This window comes from Streptomyces parvus (assembly GCF_032121415.1).
In the GTDB taxonomy this organism is placed as follows: Bacteria; Actinomycetota; Actinomycetes; order Streptomycetales; family Streptomycetaceae; genus Streptomyces; species Streptomyces globisporus_A.
The window spans coordinates 5083597-5100071 of the sequence record NZ_CP135079.1; the positions used below are offsets into that span (position 1 = coordinate 5083597).

Sequence of the window (16475 nt, forward strand, 5' to 3'; positions counted from 1 at the left end):
GAGGCACGGCAGAGTGGGGACATGGACGTACTCGATGTTGCCCGTGCCTTTGTCCTGGAGCGTCACCCCGACGCCCGCGCCGCGTTCCTCGGCGGCAGTGTCCTGACGAGCCGCCGCACCGCCCGGTCCGACCTGGACGTCGTGGTCCTGCTCGACGGCCCGCCCGCCCCGTACCGCGAGAGCCTGCGGTACGGGGGCTGGCCGGTGGAGCTGTTCGCGCACACCGAGGACTCCTGGCACAGCTTCGTGACCCCGGAGATCGCGCAGCGGAAGTCGCCCCTGTTGTGGATGTGCGCCGATGGGGCGCTGCTGCTCGACGCCGACGGGACAGGAGCGCGGATGGCGGAGCAGGCCAAACGTCTCGCGGCGGCAGGGCCGCCCCCGGTCACCGACACGGCGCTGGAAGACGCCCGGTACGCGCTGACGGACCTGCTCGACGACTTCGCCGTCCTCACGGATGCGGGGGAGCGGCTGTTCGTCGTGGCCGAACTCGTCCGGCGCAGCGGTGAGCTGGCGCTGCTGACCCACGGCACGTGGCTCGGCGGCGGCAAGTGGCTGGCACGGCGCCTCGAACCGGTCGCGCCGGACCTGGCGGCGCGCCTCGACGAGGCGGCGCAGGCCGCGCTGCGCGGCGCGCCGGAGGGCCTGACCTCGCTGGTCACGGAGGTCCTCGACGCGGCGGGCGGCCCGGTCTGGGAGGGGTACCGCCGCAGCGGACCGCACAGGACGGCCTGAACCCGTCGGGGGATGGGCCCGCCGGTGTCACAGCCGGGCCCGCTTCACCGCCATGTGCAGCAGCAGCCGGTCCTCCCCGTCGTTCAGGTCGAGGCCGGTGATCTGCTGGATCCGGGAGAGCCGGTAGTACAGCGTCTGCCGGTGGATCCCCAGGGCGGCGGCCGTCCGGCTCGCCTGGCCCGCGCAGTCCAGGAACACCTCGGCGGTGTGCGCCAGCTCCCGGTGCAGTGGGGTCAGCAGCGAGGCGACCGCCGGGTCCCCGGGGTCGTTCCCGGTGCCCGGGAGGGCGGTGAGCAGGCGGTACGGGCCGATCGCCGACCACCGGGCGACCGGGCCGAGACGGGGCTCGGCCCGGGCCGCGCGGGCCGCCGCCGTTGCCTCGCGCCACGAGACCGTCAGCTGGTCCAGGCCCCGGCGAGGTGTGGCGATCCCCCCGGTGACGGCCGGGTCCGCGCCCGCGCGCAACCGGTCCGCCGCGCTCAGGGCCGGGTCCAGGCGGTCCGGCGAGCGCAGCCGGACGAGCGCGGCCAGCGTCAGGGGCCCCGCGGCCCCCGGCGCGGGGACCGTCGCCAGCGCGGCCGCCGACGCCACGCCCCGTACCGACGGCGTGCCGTCGGCCCACGGGGTCACGCACACCACCGTGTGCAGCCCCTCCGCGTCCCGGCCCAGGGCCTCGGCCAGCGCGGCGACGGCGGTGTCGTGCTGCCGGCCGGGGCCCGCCGTGAGCACCGCGCCGAACTCCCGCGACAGGTCCGCGCCCGCCCGCGCCTCGTCGAAGAGCAGCGCCCCGATCCGGGCGGCCACCTCCATCGCGGCGGCCAGCTGCTCCTCGGCCGGGCCCGGGTCCGTGTCGAGCAGCCAGACGTAACCGAGGACGACACCCCGATGGCGTACCGGTAGGCAGATGCGGTCCCGGAACACCCCGGCCTCGGGCGCGGCGGGGATCCGTACGGGCCCGGTGGCCCGGGTGATGCCGAACCCCTCGAACCAGGCGCGGACGGCGGGGGTGGAGCGGCGGGTCAGGATCGAGCGGGTGCGGACCGGGTCCATCGCGCTGTCGTCGTCGCTGTCGTGGGCTCCGAAGGCGACCAGGCCGAAGTCCCGGTTCTCCAGGGTGGCCGGGGCGTCGAGGAGGGCCGAGATCTCGTCGACCAGTTCCTGGTAATCGCCTGTCACTCCGCCATTCTGCACCTCCTCGGGGCCTTCCTCATACAGATGTCTGAGATGGCGGCCACGGATGCGTGACAGGTGTCGATGGCACGGCCCGCACGGGGTACCTAGATTTCACAGTGGTTATCCGTGCCGTACCGGTTCGTTCACGTTCGTGCCGTTACGGCCCCTCGTCCGTACATTCGTGGAGGTGCCCCGTGCTGGGTCCCGTGATTCTCGCCGCATCGCGCAGCGACAAGATGCGCCGGTTCGTCTCGGCCGCGCCCGGCACCAAGCAGGTCGTCGACCGCTTCATCGCCGGCGAGACCGTCGACCAGGTCGTCCCGGTCGTCGAGGACGCCGCGGACAAGGGCCTGGAGGTCACGCTCGACGTCGTCGGCGAGGACATCACCACCCCCGCGCAGGCCGAGGCCGCCCGCGACGCCTACCTGGAGCTCATCGAGCGCCTGCGCGCCCTCGACCTGGGCACCCGCGCCGAGATGTCCGTGAAGCTGTCGATGTTCGGGCAGGCGCTGGAGAACGGCCACGAGCTGGCTCTCGCGAACGTCCGGCCGGTCGTCGAGGCGGCCGCCGCCATCGGCACCACGGTCACCCTGGACGCCGAGGACCACACCACCCTCGACTCGATGTTCGCCATCCACGAGGAGCTGCGGAAGGACTTCCCGCAGACCGGCTGCGTGATCCAGTCCTACCTCTTCCGCACCGAGGACGACGCCCGCCGCCTGGCCGAGGCCGGCAGCCGCGTACGCATCGTGAAGGGCGCCTACAAGGAGCCCGCCTCCGTCGCGTACCAGGACAAGGCCGAGATCGACAAGGCGTACGTCCGCATCACCCGGATCCTGATGGAGGGCGCGGGCTACCCGATGATCGGCTCGCACGATCCCCGTCTCATCGCCATCGCCCAGGAGCTCGGCCGCCAGGCCGGGCGCAAACTGGACGAGTACGAGTTCCAGATGCTGTACGGCATCCGCAGCGACGAGCACGTCCGGCTCGCGGCCGAGGGCCACCGGATGCGCGTCTACACGGCGTACGGCACCGACTGGTACGGATACTTCATGCGCCGCCTCGCGGAGAAGCCGGCCAACCTGCTGTTCTTCGGCCGCTCGATCCTCACCAAGGGCTGAGCAGCCCCCGGGCTGACCCACACCCCCGCCGACATCAAGGAGACAAGGCACTCATGGACGCCGTCACCCAGGTCCCCGCGCCGGTCAACGAGCCGGTCCACTCCTACGCGCCCGGCTCCCCGGAGCGCGCCCGCCTGGAGGTGAAGCTCAAGGAGCTTAGCCAGAACCCGATCGACCTGCCGATGACCATCGGCGGCGAGAAGCGGATGGGCGGCGGCGAGCGGGTCAACGTCGTACAGCCGCACAACCACAAGGCCGTCATCGGCACCTTCGCCGGGGCCACCGAGCAGGACGCCCAGGACGCCATCGACGCGGCCCTCGCCGCCGCTCCGGCCTGGCGCGCGATGTCCTTCGACGACCGCGCCGCGATCATCCTGCGCGCCGCCGAGCTGCTGTCGGGCCCCTGGCGCGAGACGCTGGCCGCCTCCACCATGCTCGGCCAGTCCAAGACCGCCCAGCAGGCCGAGATCGACACCCCCTGCGAGCTCATCGACTTCTGGCGCTTCAACGTGCACTACGCGCGCCAGATCCTCGCCGAGCAGCCCCCGGCCAACTCGCCGGGCGTGTGGAACCGCATGGACCACCGCCCGCTGGAGGGCTTCGTCTACGCGATCACGCCGTTCAACTTCACGGCCATCGCGGGCAACCTCCCCACCGCACCCGCCCTCATGGGCAACGTCGTGGTCTGGAAGCCGTCCCCGACCCAGACCCACGCCGCCGTGCTGCTGATGCAGCTCCTGGAGGAGGCCGGTCTGCCCAAGGGCGTCATCAACCTGGTCACCGGCGACGGCAAGGCCGTCTCCGAGGTGGCGTTGAACCACCGCGATCTGGCCGGCATCCACTTCACCGGCTCGACCCCCACCTTCCAGCACCTGTGGAAGACGGTCGGCAACAACATCGCCAACTACCGCACCTACCCGCGGCTCGTCGGCGAGACCGGCGGCAAGGACTTCGTCGTCGCCCACCCCAGCGCCGACCGGGCCATCCTGAAGACCGCGCTGACCCGCGGCTCCTTCGAGTTCCAGGGCCAGAAGTGCTCCGCGTCCTCCCGGGCGTACATCCCCGCCTCCATCTGGAACTCCGGTTTCCAGGAGGAGTTCGCGGCCGAGGTCGACTCCATCACGATGGGTGACGTCACCGACCTGAGCAACTTCATCGGGGCCGTCATCGACGACCGCTCGTTCGCCAAGAACAAGGCCGCGATCGACCGCGCCAAGTCCGACCCGACCTGCACGATCATCGCGGGCGGCACCTACGACGACTCGGTGGGCTACTTCGTCCGCCCGACCGTCATCGTCTGCACCGACCCCGAGAACGAGGTCTTCACGACCGAGTACTTCGGCCCGATCCTCGCGGTCCACGTCTACGAGGACGAGGACTACGACGCCATGCTGGAGCAGATGGAGTCGGTCTCCGACTACGCGCTGACCGGCTCGGTCATCGCGGGCGACCGCGCGGCCGCCGCGTACACGATGGACAAGCTCCGCTACGCCGCGGGCAACTTCTACATCAACGACAAGTCGACCGGCGCCGTCGTCGGCCAGCAGCCCTTCGGCGGCGGCCGTGCCTCCGGCACCAACGACAAGGCGGGCGCCCCGCAGAACCTCCAGCGCTGGACCCTGACCCGGGCCATCAAGGAGACGCTGGTCCCGCCGACCGACTACACCTACCCCCACCAGGGCTGACGCCCTTTCGGGGCGCCGCAGCACGACGCCCCGGACCCGGGGTCTTCCCCAGGACCCCGCTCAGAGCACCGCCCCCCGACCGGCCCCCCTGCCGGCCGGGGGGCGGTTTCCCTGTGCGGCGGTCACCCGGGGCCCGCTCGTGCGGGTCCCAACGGCCCCCGGGGCACGCGGTCTTGTGGTTTAGGTAATGGGCATGTCAAATTCCTTCTCGGTACGTCCCCACACGTCACCCGAGAAGGAGTTCCCCCATGAGACGCAACTCCCGCGCGCGCCTCGGCGTTTCCCTGCTGCTCGTCGCCGGCGCCCTCGGCCTCGGAGCCACCCCCTCCACCGCCGCCGGCACCCCCTCCGCCGCGTTCTCGGCGATCCCCGCCCCGTCCGCGTACGCCCTCGACGCCAAGGTCGAACGCGCGCTCGGCACCGCCACCGCCGGAACCTACCTCGACGCGAAGACCGGAAAGCTGGTCGTCACCGTCACCACCGACCGGGCCGAGGAGCGGGCCCGCGCCGCCGGGGCCACCGTCCGCCGGGTGGCCCGCAGCGCCGCCCAGCTCGATGCCGCCATGGAGGCCCTGGAGGCCGAGGCCAAGATCACCGGCACCTCCTGGGGCATCGACCCGCGCACCAACCGGGTCGCAGTCGAGGCCGACTCCTCCGTCTCCGCCCGGGACATGGCCCGCCTCGAAGCCGTCGCCGAACGGCTCGACGGCGCGGTGGCCATCAAGCGTGTCCCCGGTGAGTTCCGCCGCGAGGTGCTGGGCGGCGGCGCGATCTACGGCGGCGGCAGCCGCTGCTCGGCCGCCTTCAACGTCACCAAGGGCGGGGCCCGTTACTTCGTGACCGCCGGACACTGCACCAACATCTCCGCCAACTGGTCGGCCAGCTCGGGCGGTTCGGTCATCGGCGTCCGCGAGGGCACCAGCTTCCCGACCAACGACTACGGCATCGTCCGCTACACCGACGGGTCCTCGCCCGCCGGAACCGTCGACCTCTACAACGGCTCCACCCGCGACATCACCTCCGCCGCCAACGCCGTCGTCGGCCAGGCGATCCAGAAGAGCGGCTCCACGACCAAGGTGACCTCCGGCACGGTCACCGCCGTCAACGTCACCGTCAACTACGGCGACGGGCCCGTCTACAACATGGTCCGCACCACCGCCTGCTCGGCCGGCGGCGACAGCGGCGGCGCGCACTTCGCCGGGTCCGTCGCCCTCGGGATCCACTCCGGCAGCTCCGGCTGCTCGGGCACCGCGGGCTCGGCCATCCACCAGCCGGTCACCGAGGCGCTCTCCGCGTACGGCGTGACGGTGTACTGAGCCGCTGCCTCTTCCCTGTCGCAGCGAACCGATGCCCGCCCGGACCGCCGTGCCCCCGGTCCGGGCGGGTTATCCGTGTGCGGGCGGCCCCGCCCGCGCGCGAGGATGGGGCCCATGACCGAGCCCGCCGTGCGTATCGCCCCCACCTACGAACTGACCGCCGCCGAGCGCGCGGAGATCCGCGACCTGCTCGACACCGCCTTCGACGGCGACTTCGCCGACGAGGACTGGGAGCACACCCTCGGCGGCGTCCACGTCCTCATCCGGGACGAGGACGGCCTCCTGATCGCCCACGGCTCCGTCGTCCAGCGCCGCGTCCTGCACGCGGACCGCTCCTACCGCGCCGGTTACGTCGAAGGCGTCGCCGTCCGCGCCGACCGCCGCCGCGGCGGCCTCGGCCACCGCGTCATGGCCGCCCTGGAGCACGTCATCGACGCGGCCCACGACTTCGGTGCCCTCTCCGCCTCCGACGCGGGCGCGGCCCTGTACGCCGCGCGCGGCTGGCAGATCTGGCCGGGCCGGCTCACCGCCCTCGGCCCGGACGGCCCGCTCCCGCTCCCGGAGGAGGAGGGCGGCACCTATGTCCGCCCGGCAGCCGGACAGCCCCTGCCCGGCCCCGCCCACCCGTTGGCCTTCGACTGGCGGAACGGCGACCTCCTCTGAGCCGACGGAGTGCCTCCACGGCTGTGACCTGCGCCGATCCAAAAGGCCGTCTCAGATAGTAGGAAGTCCGACTAACTGTGGAGACAGGACGGCCCGACTGTCCTAACTTGGTAGAAGCCGAACGCATCGCTCCATCGAGCGACCGGCGGATGGCGGCGTACGCCCGAAGCAGGCAACCCCTGCCGCGTACGCTCCCCGCCCCTTCCGGCACCTCGAAATCCGATCCCGTTCCCCACCACCGCGCGGCGCCCAGCCGCCCGCGCCGGTGCCACGCGATCTCAGGAATCTCAAGGAGTCGATCCATCATGGCCGAGACCACTGTCCGCCGCGTCCGTCACACCTCCCGCCAGGCCGAGGCCGAGCGCCGCAACGCCGCCGCCGCCCTCCAGCGCGCCCTGGACCGCCGCGACAACGGCGGCGAGACCGGCCACTGAGCCGCTCCCGCAGCCGTACTCCGCCCGTCCCGCCGCACCACCCACCCCACCCCGAACACCCTTGCGTCCGTCCGTATGGTGGACGTCGGATGTCATGGGGTGGGACGCACCGTTAGGCTCCCGGCATGTCTCGCAGCATCGATCTCGCAGTGATCCCCGGTGACGGAATCGGCCAGGAAGTCGTGGCCCAGGGCCTCAAGGTCCTCAACGCTGTCCTCCCGCAGGATGTGAAGCTGGAGACCAAGGAGTACGACCTCGGCGCCCAGCGCTGGCACCGCACCGGCGACACCCTCCCGGACGCGGAGCTGGAAGCCCTCAGGAACCACGACGCCATCCTCCTCGGCGCGATCGGCGACCCGTCCGTGCCGTCGGGCGTCCTGGAGCGCGGGCTGCTGCTGAAGCTGCGTTTCGCGTTCGACCACTTCATCAACCTGCGCCCCTCCAAGCTCTTCCCGAACACCGCGACCCCGCTCGCCGGCCGCCCCGACATCGACTTCGTCGTCGTCCGCGAGGGCACCGAGGGCCCGTACACCGGCAACGGCGGCTCGCTGCGCACCGGCACCCCCGCCGAGGTCGCCACCGAGGTCAGCGTCAACACGGCGTACGGTGTCGAGCGTGTGGTCCGGGACGCCTTCGAGCGCGCGGCGGCCCGCCCGCGCAAGAAGCTGACGCTGGTCCACAAGAACAACGTCCTCGTCTACGCCGGCCACCTGTGGAAGAACACCTTCGACCGGGTCGCCGCCGAATACCCGCAGGTCAGCACCGACTACCTGCACGTCGACGCCGCGACGATCTTCTTCGTCACCCAGCCGGAGCGCTTCGACGTCATCGTCACCGACAACCTCTTCGGCGACATCCTCACCGACCTGGCCGCCGCCGTCACCGGCGGAATCGGCCTGGCCGCCTCCGGCAACATCAACCCGACGGGCGCGTTCCCGTCGATGTTCGAGCCGGTCCACGGCTCCGCCCCCGACATCGCCGGGCAGGGCAAGGCCGACCCGACCGCCACGATCCTCTCCGTCGCCCTCCTGCTGCGTCACCTCGGTTACGAGGCCGAGGCCACGCGCATCGAGGACGCCGTCTCCGCCGATCTCGCGGAGCGCGACGGGGCTGCCACGCGTACGACCGACGAGATCGGTGACGCGCTCGCGGTACGCGTAGCGAGCTGACCCGACGACTCCCCTTCGAAGCCGCCGGGTCGCATCAGCGCCCGGCGGCTTCACCTGTGCGGCCCCCGGGTGCCACCATCGACCCCTGGACCGCATTCCCACCATTTCGTGCACGGCCCCCCGCAAGTGATAATCGAACGCGGGGCCGTGGCTCGCGGTGAAGCTCGGACGTCCTAGGACCTGACCGGAAAGCGTCGGTCCGAGGCGGGCTGGGGCGCGGTCCATCACACACAAGACCGGTGAAGGACACGCACTCATGACGACGCCCACGATCGAGCTCAAGCCCTCCTCGAACCCGCTGTCCGACGCGGAGCGCGAGGCGATCCTGGCCAACCCCGGATTCGGCCGGCACTTCACCGATCACATGGTGACCATCCGCTGGACCGAGGGCCGCGGCTGGCACGACGCCCAGCTGGTCCCGTACGGGCCGCTGTCGCTGGACCCGGCCAACATGACCCTGCACTACGCGCAGGAGATCTTCGAGGGGCTCAAGGCATACCGCCAGCCCGACGGCACGGTCGCCTCCTTCCGCCCCGACGCCAACGCCCGCCGCTTCCAGCGCTCGGCCGCCCGGCTCGCCATGCCCGAGCTGCCCGTCGAGACGTTCATCGCGGCGTGCGACGCGCTGGTCCAGCAGGACAAGGCGTGGGTCCCGGCCCACGGCGGCGAGGAGTCCCTCTACCTGCGCCCGTTCATGATCGCCACCGAGGTCGGCCTGGGCGTGAAGCCGGCCAACGAGTACCTCTTCCTGGTCATCGCCTCGCCCGCCGGCGCCTACTTCCCCGGCGGCGTGAAGCCCGTCTCCATCTGGCTCTCCGAGAACCGCGTCCGCGCCGTCCCCGGCGGTATGGGCGACGCCAAGACCGGCGGCAACTACGCCGCCTCCCTCCTCGCCCAGGCCGAGGCCGCCGAGCACGGCTGCGCCCAGGTCGCCTACCTCGACGCGGTCGAGCACAAGTGGGTCGAGGAGCTCGGCGGCATGAACCTCTACTTCGTGTACGCCCAGGAGGACGGCTCGAAGAAGATCGTCACCCCGTCCCTCACCGGCTCGCTGCTCGCCGGCGTCACCCGCGACTCCCTCCTCAAGGTCGCCCGCGACCTCGGTTACGGCTCCGAGGAGGGGCGCATCTCCATCGACCAGTGGCGCGACGACACCGCGAAGGGCACCCTCGTCGAGGTCTTCGCCTGCGGCACCGCCGCCGTCATCACCCCCGTCGGCCTGGTGAAGTCCGAGCGCGGCGAGTGGACCCAGAGCGGCGGCGAGCCCGGCGAGGTCACCATGAAGCTGCGGGAGCGCCTTCTCGACATCCAGCGCGGTGTCGTCGAGGACACCCACGGCTGGATGCACCCGCTCGGCTAAGCGGTCTCCCGGCCCAGGAAGGCCGCACCGGCTCCGCGACCGGTGCGGCCTTTTCCGTACCCGGCGCATTGAACGCTGCTCGAACAGAGGAGACTGGCTTCTCGAAGAGATGGGGCAGGCAGCCTTTTGATCGAGGTGGTCGGACGGTTAGAGTGGCGCTCTAAACCTTTGTCCCAGGAGTCTCCATGCCCACCGCCCCCACCCCCTTCCGTATGCCTCCCGAGTGGGCCCCGCACGAGCGCACCTGGATGGCCTGGCCGGGGCCCAACCCCACCTTCGCCTCCGCCGCCGAGCTGGCCGAGGCCCGCCGCGCCTGGGCCGCCGTCGCCCGGGCCGTACGCCGTTTCGAGCCGGTCACGATGGTGGTCGGGCCGGGGCAGGAGGAGGGGGCGGCGGCGCTGCTCGGGCCCGACGTCGAACTGGTCGTGCGCCCGCTCGACGACGCGTGGATGCGGGACATCGGCCCCACCTTCGTCACCGACGGCCGCACGCTCGCCGCCGTCGACTGGACGTTCAACGGCTGGGGCGCCCAGGGCTGGGCCCGCTGGGAGAGCGACCAGCACATCGCCCGGGCCGTCGCCGAGCTCACCGGCGTACCCGTCCACAGCTCGCCGCTCGTCAACGAGGGCGGCGCGATCCATGTGGACGGCGAGGGCACCGTCCTGCTCACCGAGACCGTCCAGCTCGGCCAGGAGCGCAACCCCGGCTGGAGCCGCCGGCAGGTGGAGGCGGAGATCCACGCCCGCCTCGGCACCGAGAAGGCCATCTGGCTGCCCCGCGGGCTGACCGGCGACTACGGAACGTACGGCACGCTCGGCCATGTCGACATCGTCGCCGCCTTCGCCCGCCCGGGCACCGTCCTCGTCCACGTCCAGCCCGACCCGGCCCACCCCGACCACGAGGTCACCCGCGAACTGCCGGCCGTCCTGCGCGCCGCCACGGACGCCAGGGGCCGCGCCCTGGAGGTGGTCGAGGTGCCCGCGCCGACCGTGCTGCGTGACGAGGACGGCGAATGGGCCGACTACTCCTACATCAACCACTACCTCTGCAACGACGGCGTGGTCCTCTGCGCCTTCGACGACCCGCGCGACGAGGAGGCCGCCGCGATCTTCCGGGGCCTCTTCCCGGACCGTACGGTGACCCTCGTCGACGCACGTACGATCTTCGCCGGTGGTGGAGGCATCCACTGCATCACCCAGCAGCAGCCGAAGGTGCGAGCGAACCCATGACCCCCGCCCCCCGACGCACCCACCAGGCCGCCCCGCCCCGCGAGGACGTCCTCGCCGCCGCCATGGCCACCATCGCCGAGCGCGGGCTCGACGGGCTGACCATGGCCGGGCTCGGGCGGGACGTGGGGATGAGCAGTGGGCATCTGCTCTACTACTTCCGCACCAAGGACGAACTGCTGCTCCGGACCCTGGAGTGGAGCGAGAACCGCCTCGGGGCCGAGCGCCGTGCCCTGCTCGCCCGGCCCGGGAGCGCCCGCGAACGGCTGGAGGCGTACATCGGCCTCTACCTCCCCGCCGGGCACCGCGACCCCCACTGGACGCTCTGGCTGGAGGTCTGGGGCCGCTCGCAGAACGCCGACGACGACGCCCGCGCCCGGCAGGCCGCCATCGAGGGGGCCTGGCACCGCGACCTGGTGGCGCTGCTCGCCGAGGGGATCTCGCGCGCTGAGTTCCGGCCGGTGGACGCCGACCGGTTCGCCGCCCGGCTGCGGGCGCTCCTGGACGGTTTCAGCATCCACGTCACGGTCGGGATCCCGGGAACGGGCCGGGAGCTGGTGCTCGCCCAGACGGCGGAGTTCCTGGACGAGACGCTCGCGCCCGCACGGTCCGGGGGAGATGCGACCAGCGTCACGACCGCATCCTGAGACGACGGCGTCACGGGCGCGTCACTGTGCGAGACTTCTGCCGTGTCCTCGTTCGTCATGATTATTGGCAGCAGGCGCGCCGGTCCGCAGTGACCGTCCCGTACCACCCCGTACGGCACGGCCACCGTGCCCCAGACCCGCGCGCAGACCTCTCGCACCCGCGAGGGGTTTTTTCGTTTTCCGGCCCGCACCCGGATCGGAACGAGGCAAGCGGGATGATGGGGGCAAGTGGAACCCGATCGTCCGGATCCACTCATCCGACAGGAGCCAGATCAGCATGACCACCAAGGCCAACGCCACCGACGACAGTTTCCATGTCTTCGACACCACACTGCGCGACGGTGCTCAGCGTGAGGGCATCAACCTGACGGTCGCCGACAAGCTGACCATCGCCCGTCATCTGGACACCTTCGGTGTGGGGTACATCGAGGGCGGCTGGCCGGGGGCCAACCCCCGCGACACGGAGTTCTTCGCCCGCGCCCAGAAGGAGATCACCTTCGAGAACGCCCAACTCGTGGCGTTCGGCGCGACCCGCAGGGCCGGTGGCAGCGCCGCCGACGACCCGCAGGTCAAGGCGCTCCTGAACTCCGGCGCCCCGGTGATCACGCTGGTGGCCAAGTCCCACGACCGCCATGTGGAACTGGCCCTGCGCACCACCCTGGAGGAGAACCTGGAGATGGTCCGGGACACCGTTTCCCACCTGCGCGAACAGGGTCGCCGGGTCTTCGTGGACTGCGAGCACTTCTTCGACGGCTACCGGGCCGACGCCGAGTACGCCAAATCCGTGGTCCGTACCGCCCACGAGGCGGGGGCCGAGGTCGTCATCCTCTGCGACACCAACGGCGGCATGCTCCCCGCCCAGGTCCAGGCCGTCGTCTCCACCGTCATCGCCGACACCGGCGCCCGGCTCGGCATCCACGCCCAGGACGACACCGGCTGCGCCGTCGCCAACACCCTGGCCGCCGTCGACGCGGGCGCCACCCACGTCCAGTGCACGGCCAACGGCTACGGCGAACGGGTCGGCAACGCCAACCTCTTCCCCGTCGTCGCCGCCCTGGAACTCAAGTACGGCATGAAGGTGCTGCCCGAGGGCGCGCTCGCCGAGATGACCCGGATCTCGCACGCCATCGCCGAGGTCGTCAACCTCACCCCCTCCACCCACCAGCCGTACGTGGGCGTCTCGGCCTTCGCCCACAAGGCCGGGCTGCACGCATCCGCGATCAAGGTCGACCCCGACCTGTACCAGCACATCGCCCCCGAACTGGTCGGCAACACCATGCGGATGCTGGTCTCCGACATGGCGGGCCGTGCCTCCATCGAGCTGAAGGGCAAGGAGCTCGGCGTCGACCTCGGCGACGACCGCGCCCTGGTCGGCCGGGTCGTGGAGCGGGTCAAGGAACGCGAACTGAAGGGCTACACCTACGAGGCCGCCGACGCCTCCTTCGAACTGCTGCTGCGCGGCGAGGTCGAGGGCCGGGCCCGCCGCTACTTCCGCACCGAGTCCTGGCGGGCGATCGTCGAGGACCGCCCCGACGGCACCCACGCCAACGAGGCCACGGTCAAGCTCCGGGCCAAGGGCGAGCGCATCGTCGCCACCGCCGAGGGCAACGGCCCGGTCAACGCCCTGGACCGGGCGCTGCGGGTCGCCCTGGAGCGGATCTACCCGCAGCTCGCCAAGTTGGAGCTGATCGACTACAAGGTCCGCATCCTGGAGGGCCGCACCGGCACCGAGTCCACCACCCGCGTCCTCATCACCACGGGCGACGGCACCGGCGACTGGGCGACCGTGGGGGTCGCCGAGAACGTCATCGCCGCCTCCTGGCAGGCACTGGAGGACGCGTACACGTACGGGCTGCTGCGCGCGGGGGTCGAGCCCACGGAGTAGCCCGCCGCACCCCCTTCGTCGAAGAGCCGTCGCCCATCGCCGGGCGGCGGCTCTCGTGTGTTCCACGAGCATTCAAGGAGTGAACACACAACCCCGCCCGCCTGCACGGAAGATGAGACCCGTTCAATCTCGACGTGAAGTATTGACGGCCCTGTATCGGCGCGGTTAACTCACGCCGCAACGCCGGTACCGGTTCCGGAACCGGTACCGAAGCGCCTCTCCACCGCATGCCCGCGCCCTACCCCCGCCTGCCCTCTTCCGCCCCGCCTGGCCCCCTGGAGGACCGGATGCGCGTCACCATCGCCGATGTCGCCCGTGAGGCCGGCGTCAGCAAGACGACCGTGTCCCGGGTCATCAACACCAAGGGCGAGGTGGACCGGATCACGGCGGCCCGTGTTCGTGAAGTGATCGCACAGCTCGGCTACGTACCCAGCTCAGGAGCCGTCGGTCTCGCCCGCGGCTCCAGCCGGACGGTCGGCATGCTCGTGCCCTCGCTGACCTGGCCGTGGATGGGCGAACTGCTCCAGGGCGTCGTCGACACCGTCGAGGCCGCCGACTACGGGCTGCTGCTGTTCACCTGCAACCGCGGGGCCGAGTCCGTCCAGCGGTTCACCGGCCAGGTGTCCGCACGCGCCTTCGACGGTCTCGTCGTCGTGGAACCCGAGAACACCCTCGGCCACCTCACCGAACTGCACCGCGACGGCCTGCCGATCGTGCTCATCGACGACCGCGGCCACCACCCCGAGTTCCCCTCCGTCGTGACCACCAACCACGAGGGAGGCGCGTCCGCGGCCCGCCACCTGCACGCCGCCGGACGCACCCGGCCCCTGGTCCTGACCGGACCCCAGCACTTCGGCTGCGTACGGGACCGGCGAGACGGCTTCCGCTCCGTCCTGCCCACCGATCTGGTCGTCGAGGGAGACTTCACCGAACGCGGCGGCCGGCTCGCCGTCGAGGGGCTCCTGGCACGGGGCGTCACGTTCGACTCCGTCTTCGCGCACAACGACATCAGTGCCGCGGGCGTGCTCCGCGCCCTGCGGGCCGCCGGACGCCGGGTCCCGGACGACATCGCCGTCGTCGGCTTCGACGACATCCCGATGGCCGAGCACACCGAACCACCGCTGACCACCGTGCGCCAGCCCACCCGCCGCATGGGCGAGACGGCGGCCCGGATGCTGCTCTCCCACCTCGGCGGCACGCCCGTACCCGACGGACCGGTCGTGCTGCCCACCGAACTGGTCGTGCGCCACTCGGCGCCGTAACGGACCCGGCCGCCCGGCCGCGCCCCGCCTCGCACCTTCCGCCCGCCGGGGTCTCCCGACCCGGCAGCCCCTTCCTGGAGTCGCCATGTCCGTACGCCGTCGCACCACCCTCAGAGCGGTCGCCGCAGCCACCGTCGCGGTGGCGCTCGCCGCCGGTTGCTCGAACGCCAACTCGGGTGCCGACAAGGGCGGCGGGGCCGCCGGTGTACTGACCCTCGGCAAGCCGGACGGGCCGCAGACGAACAACAGCAACCCCTTCCTCACGACGTCGGCCGGAGCGGTCCTCGGCTACCGCCACATGATCTACGAGCCGCTCGCGATGACGAACATGATCAGGCCCACCGAGAAGGCCGACCCCTGGCTCGCCACCGAGTGGGCCTGGGAGGACAACTTCACCAAGGTCACCTTCACCCTCGACGGCCGGGCCAAGTGGGCCGACGGCAAGCCCCTGACCGCCGCCGACGTGGAGTTCACCTTCAACCTGCTCAAGAAGCACCCGGCGCTCAACGGGGACGGGATCCCCTTCGACGGGATCGCCGTCAAGGGCAAGCAGGTCGTGCTGACCTTCCAGGAGAGCCAGTTCGTCAACCAGAACAAGATCATCCAGACCTTCATCGTGCCCAAGCACATCTGGGAGAAGGTCGACAACCCGGAGACCTGGCCCAACCGCAACCCGGTCGGTTCCGGACCGTACAAGCTCAAGACGTTCACCCCGCAGACCACCACCCTGACCGCCACGCCGACCTACTGGAACGGCGACACCAAGGTCAAGGAGCTGCGCTACACCGCCTACAACGACAACAGCGCCGCCACCACCGCCCTGGCCACCGGGAAGATGGAGTGGTCCTTCGTCTTCATGCCGAACCACAAGCAGCTGTTCATCGACAAGGACCCCGAGCACCACCAGCTCTGGTTCCCCTCCGGCCTCGGCGTCCACGGACTGTGGTTCAACACCACGCGCAAGCCCTTCGACAACCCGGCCCTGCGCAGGGCGATGGCGATGGTCGTCGACCGCAAGGCCATCCACGTCCAGGCGCAGGCCACGCTCTACCCGGAGATCACCAACCCCACCGGCATCCCGCTCCCCGCCGGTGAGCCCTTCCTCGCCCCCGAGTACGAGAACGCCACCACCAAGCCCGATGTCGCGGGCGCCAAGAAGGTGCTCGCCGAGGCCGGGTTCAAGCTCAGCGGCGGCGTGCTCAAGGACCCGGGCGGCAAGCCGGTGACGCTCACCCTCACCGACCCGGCCGGATGGAACGACTACATCACCGGCCTCGCGATCATCAAGGACAACATCAAGGAGATCGGCATCGAGGCCAAGGTCAAGACCCAGACCGCCGAGGCCTGGGGCACCGACGTGGCCAACGGCAACTTCGACGCCACCCTGCACTGGACCAACAGCGGCGCCACCCCCTACGACATGTACCAGAACATCATGGACGGGGCGATCGTCCAGCCCATCGGCAAGAGCTCCCAGGCGGGCAACTTCGGCCGCTTCAAGAACCCCGAGGCGACGGCCGCGCTCAAGGAGTACGCCGGCGCCACCACCGACGCCGCCCGCACCAAGGCCCTCAACACCCTCCAGAAGATCTTCGTCGAGCAGGCCCCCATGATCCCGACGGCCGCCGCGCCCGTCGGAGCCGAGTTCTCCACGAAGAACTGGATCGGCTGGCCCTCCGAGGCCAACCCCTACGCCCCGCCGCAGCACACCCAGCGGACCGCGCTGGAGATCGTGCTCAACCTCAAGCCCTCCTCCAAGTAGGCACGGGGAAGACCGGACGGGAGACGGGAAACCGGCC

The 16475-nt window shown here is 71.2% G+C and carries 14 protein-coding genes; 13 read left to right on the forward strand and 1 reads right to left on the reverse strand.

Annotation, left to right across the window (positions count from 1 at the left end):
- The first annotated feature begins 21 nt into the window (after window positions 1–21).
- Window positions 22–735 (forward strand): nucleotidyltransferase domain-containing protein, encoded by a 714-nt coding sequence (locus RNL97_RS23975; protein WP_243315261.1) that lies wholly within the window; start codon window positions 22–24, stop codon window positions 733–735.
- Between the two features lie 27 nt (window positions 736–762).
- Here the strand turns inward: RNL97_RS23975 and RNL97_RS23980 are convergent, their stop codons facing one another.
- Window positions 763–1911 carry a PucR family transcriptional regulator gene (locus tag RNL97_RS23980; protein WP_030580223.1) on the reverse strand — a complete coding sequence of 383 codons (1149 nt, stop codon included), beginning with the start codon at window positions 1909–1911 and terminating at the stop codon, window positions 763–765.
- Between the two features lie 191 nt (window positions 1912–2102).
- Here RNL97_RS23980 and RNL97_RS23985 point away from each other — a divergent pair, with 191 nt between their 5' ends.
- From RNL97_RS23985 to RNL97_RS24040, 12 genes are all read left to right on the forward strand, one after another.
- The gene (locus tag RNL97_RS23985; protein WP_030580226.1) at window positions 2103–3029 is read left to right on the forward strand and encodes a proline dehydrogenase family protein; all 927 of its coding nucleotides are present in this window, start codon (window positions 2103–2105) and stop codon (window positions 3027–3029) included.
- A gap of 53 nt (window positions 3030–3082) precedes the next feature.
- Window positions 3083–4714: an L-glutamate gamma-semialdehyde dehydrogenase gene (gene pruA / locus RNL97_RS23990; protein ID WP_030580230.1), complete on the forward strand. Its 1632-nt coding sequence runs from the start codon at window positions 3083–3085 to the stop codon at window positions 4712–4714.
- 248 nt (window positions 4715–4962) lie between these two features.
- Entirely contained in the window at window positions 4963–6030 is a 1068-nt protein-coding gene (locus RNL97_RS23995) for a S1 family peptidase (RefSeq protein WP_030580233.1), read from the forward strand.
- 114 nt (window positions 6031–6144) lie between these two features.
- Window positions 6145–6693, forward strand: coding sequence for a GNAT family N-acetyltransferase (locus tag RNL97_RS24000; protein WP_030580236.1), 549 nt, complete (start codon window positions 6145–6147; stop codon window positions 6691–6693).
- A 305-nt stretch (window positions 6694–6998) separates the two neighbouring features.
- Window positions 6999–7127 (forward strand): hypothetical protein, encoded by a 129-nt coding sequence (locus RNL97_RS24005; protein WP_010056400.1) that lies wholly within the window; start codon window positions 6999–7001, stop codon window positions 7125–7127.
- 125 nt (window positions 7128–7252) lie between these two features.
- On the forward strand, window positions 7253–8296 hold the full coding sequence (locus RNL97_RS24010) for a 3-isopropylmalate dehydrogenase (RefSeq protein ID WP_243315262.1): 1044 nt from the start codon (window positions 7253–7255) through the stop codon (window positions 8294–8296).
- A 256-nt stretch (window positions 8297–8552) separates the two neighbouring features.
- Complete coding sequence (locus RNL97_RS24015; RefSeq protein WP_030580242.1) at window positions 8553–9656, forward strand: branched-chain amino acid aminotransferase; 1104 nt, start codon at window positions 8553–8555, stop codon at window positions 9654–9656.
- 185 nt (window positions 9657–9841) lie between these two features.
- Complete coding sequence (locus tag RNL97_RS24020; RefSeq protein WP_030580244.1) at window positions 9842–10885, forward strand: agmatine deiminase family protein; 1044 nt, start codon at window positions 9842–9844, stop codon at window positions 10883–10885.
- Window positions 10882–11529, forward strand: coding sequence for a TetR/AcrR family transcriptional regulator (locus tag RNL97_RS24025; protein ID WP_243315263.1), 648 nt, complete (start codon window positions 10882–10884; stop codon window positions 11527–11529). Before RNL97_RS24020 ends, RNL97_RS24025 begins: the two co-directional genes overlap by 4 nt.
- Window positions 11530–11806: 277 nt before the next feature.
- On the forward strand, window positions 11807–13414 hold the full coding sequence (gene cimA / locus RNL97_RS24030) for a citramalate synthase (RefSeq protein WP_030580248.1): 1608 nt from the start codon (window positions 11807–11809) through the stop codon (window positions 13412–13414).
- 287 nt (window positions 13415–13701) lie between these two features.
- Window positions 13702–14676 carry a LacI family DNA-binding transcriptional regulator gene (locus RNL97_RS24035; protein WP_030580250.1) on the forward strand — a complete coding sequence of 325 codons (975 nt, stop codon included), beginning with the start codon at window positions 13702–13704 and terminating at the stop codon, window positions 14674–14676.
- Between the two features lie 85 nt (window positions 14677–14761).
- Complete coding sequence (locus RNL97_RS24040; protein ID WP_030580252.1) at window positions 14762–16438, forward strand: ABC transporter substrate-binding protein; 1677 nt, start codon at window positions 14762–14764, stop codon at window positions 16436–16438.
- Window positions 16439–16475: the final 37 nt, after the last annotated feature.

Coding starts and splice junctions, on each gene's coding strand:
- RNL97_RS23975 (WP_243315261.1), top strand. CDS start 22: ATGGACGTACTCGATGTTGCCCGTGCCTTTGTCCTGGAGCGTCACCCC.
- pruA (WP_030580230.1), top strand. CDS start 3,083: ATGGACGCCGTCACCCAGGTCCCCGCGCCGGTCAACGAGCCGGTCCAC.
- RNL97_RS23995 (WP_030580233.1), top strand. CDS start 4,963: ATGAGACGCAACTCCCGCGCGCGCCTCGGCGTTTCCCTGCTGCTCGTC.
- RNL97_RS24000 (WP_030580236.1), top strand. CDS start 6,145: ATGACCGAGCCCGCCGTGCGTATCGCCCCCACCTACGAACTGACCGCC.
- RNL97_RS24005 (WP_010056400.1), top strand. CDS start 6,999: ATGGCCGAGACCACTGTCCGCCGCGTCCGTCACACCTCCCGCCAGGCC.
- RNL97_RS24010 (WP_243315262.1), top strand. CDS start 7,253: ATGTCTCGCAGCATCGATCTCGCAGTGATCCCCGGTGACGGAATCGGC.
- RNL97_RS24015 (WP_030580242.1), top strand. CDS start 8,553: ATGACGACGCCCACGATCGAGCTCAAGCCCTCCTCGAACCCGCTGTCC.
- RNL97_RS24020 (WP_030580244.1), top strand. CDS start 9,842: ATGCCCACCGCCCCCACCCCCTTCCGTATGCCTCCCGAGTGGGCCCCG.
- RNL97_RS24025 (WP_243315263.1), top strand. CDS start 10,882: ATGACCCCCGCCCCCCGACGCACCCACCAGGCCGCCCCGCCCCGCGAG.
- cimA (WP_030580248.1), top strand. CDS start 11,807: ATGACCACCAAGGCCAACGCCACCGACGACAGTTTCCATGTCTTCGAC.
- RNL97_RS24035 (WP_030580250.1), top strand. CDS start 13,702: ATGCGCGTCACCATCGCCGATGTCGCCCGTGAGGCCGGCGTCAGCAAG.
- RNL97_RS24040 (WP_030580252.1), top strand. CDS start 14,762: ATGTCCGTACGCCGTCGCACCACCCTCAGAGCGGTCGCCGCAGCCACC.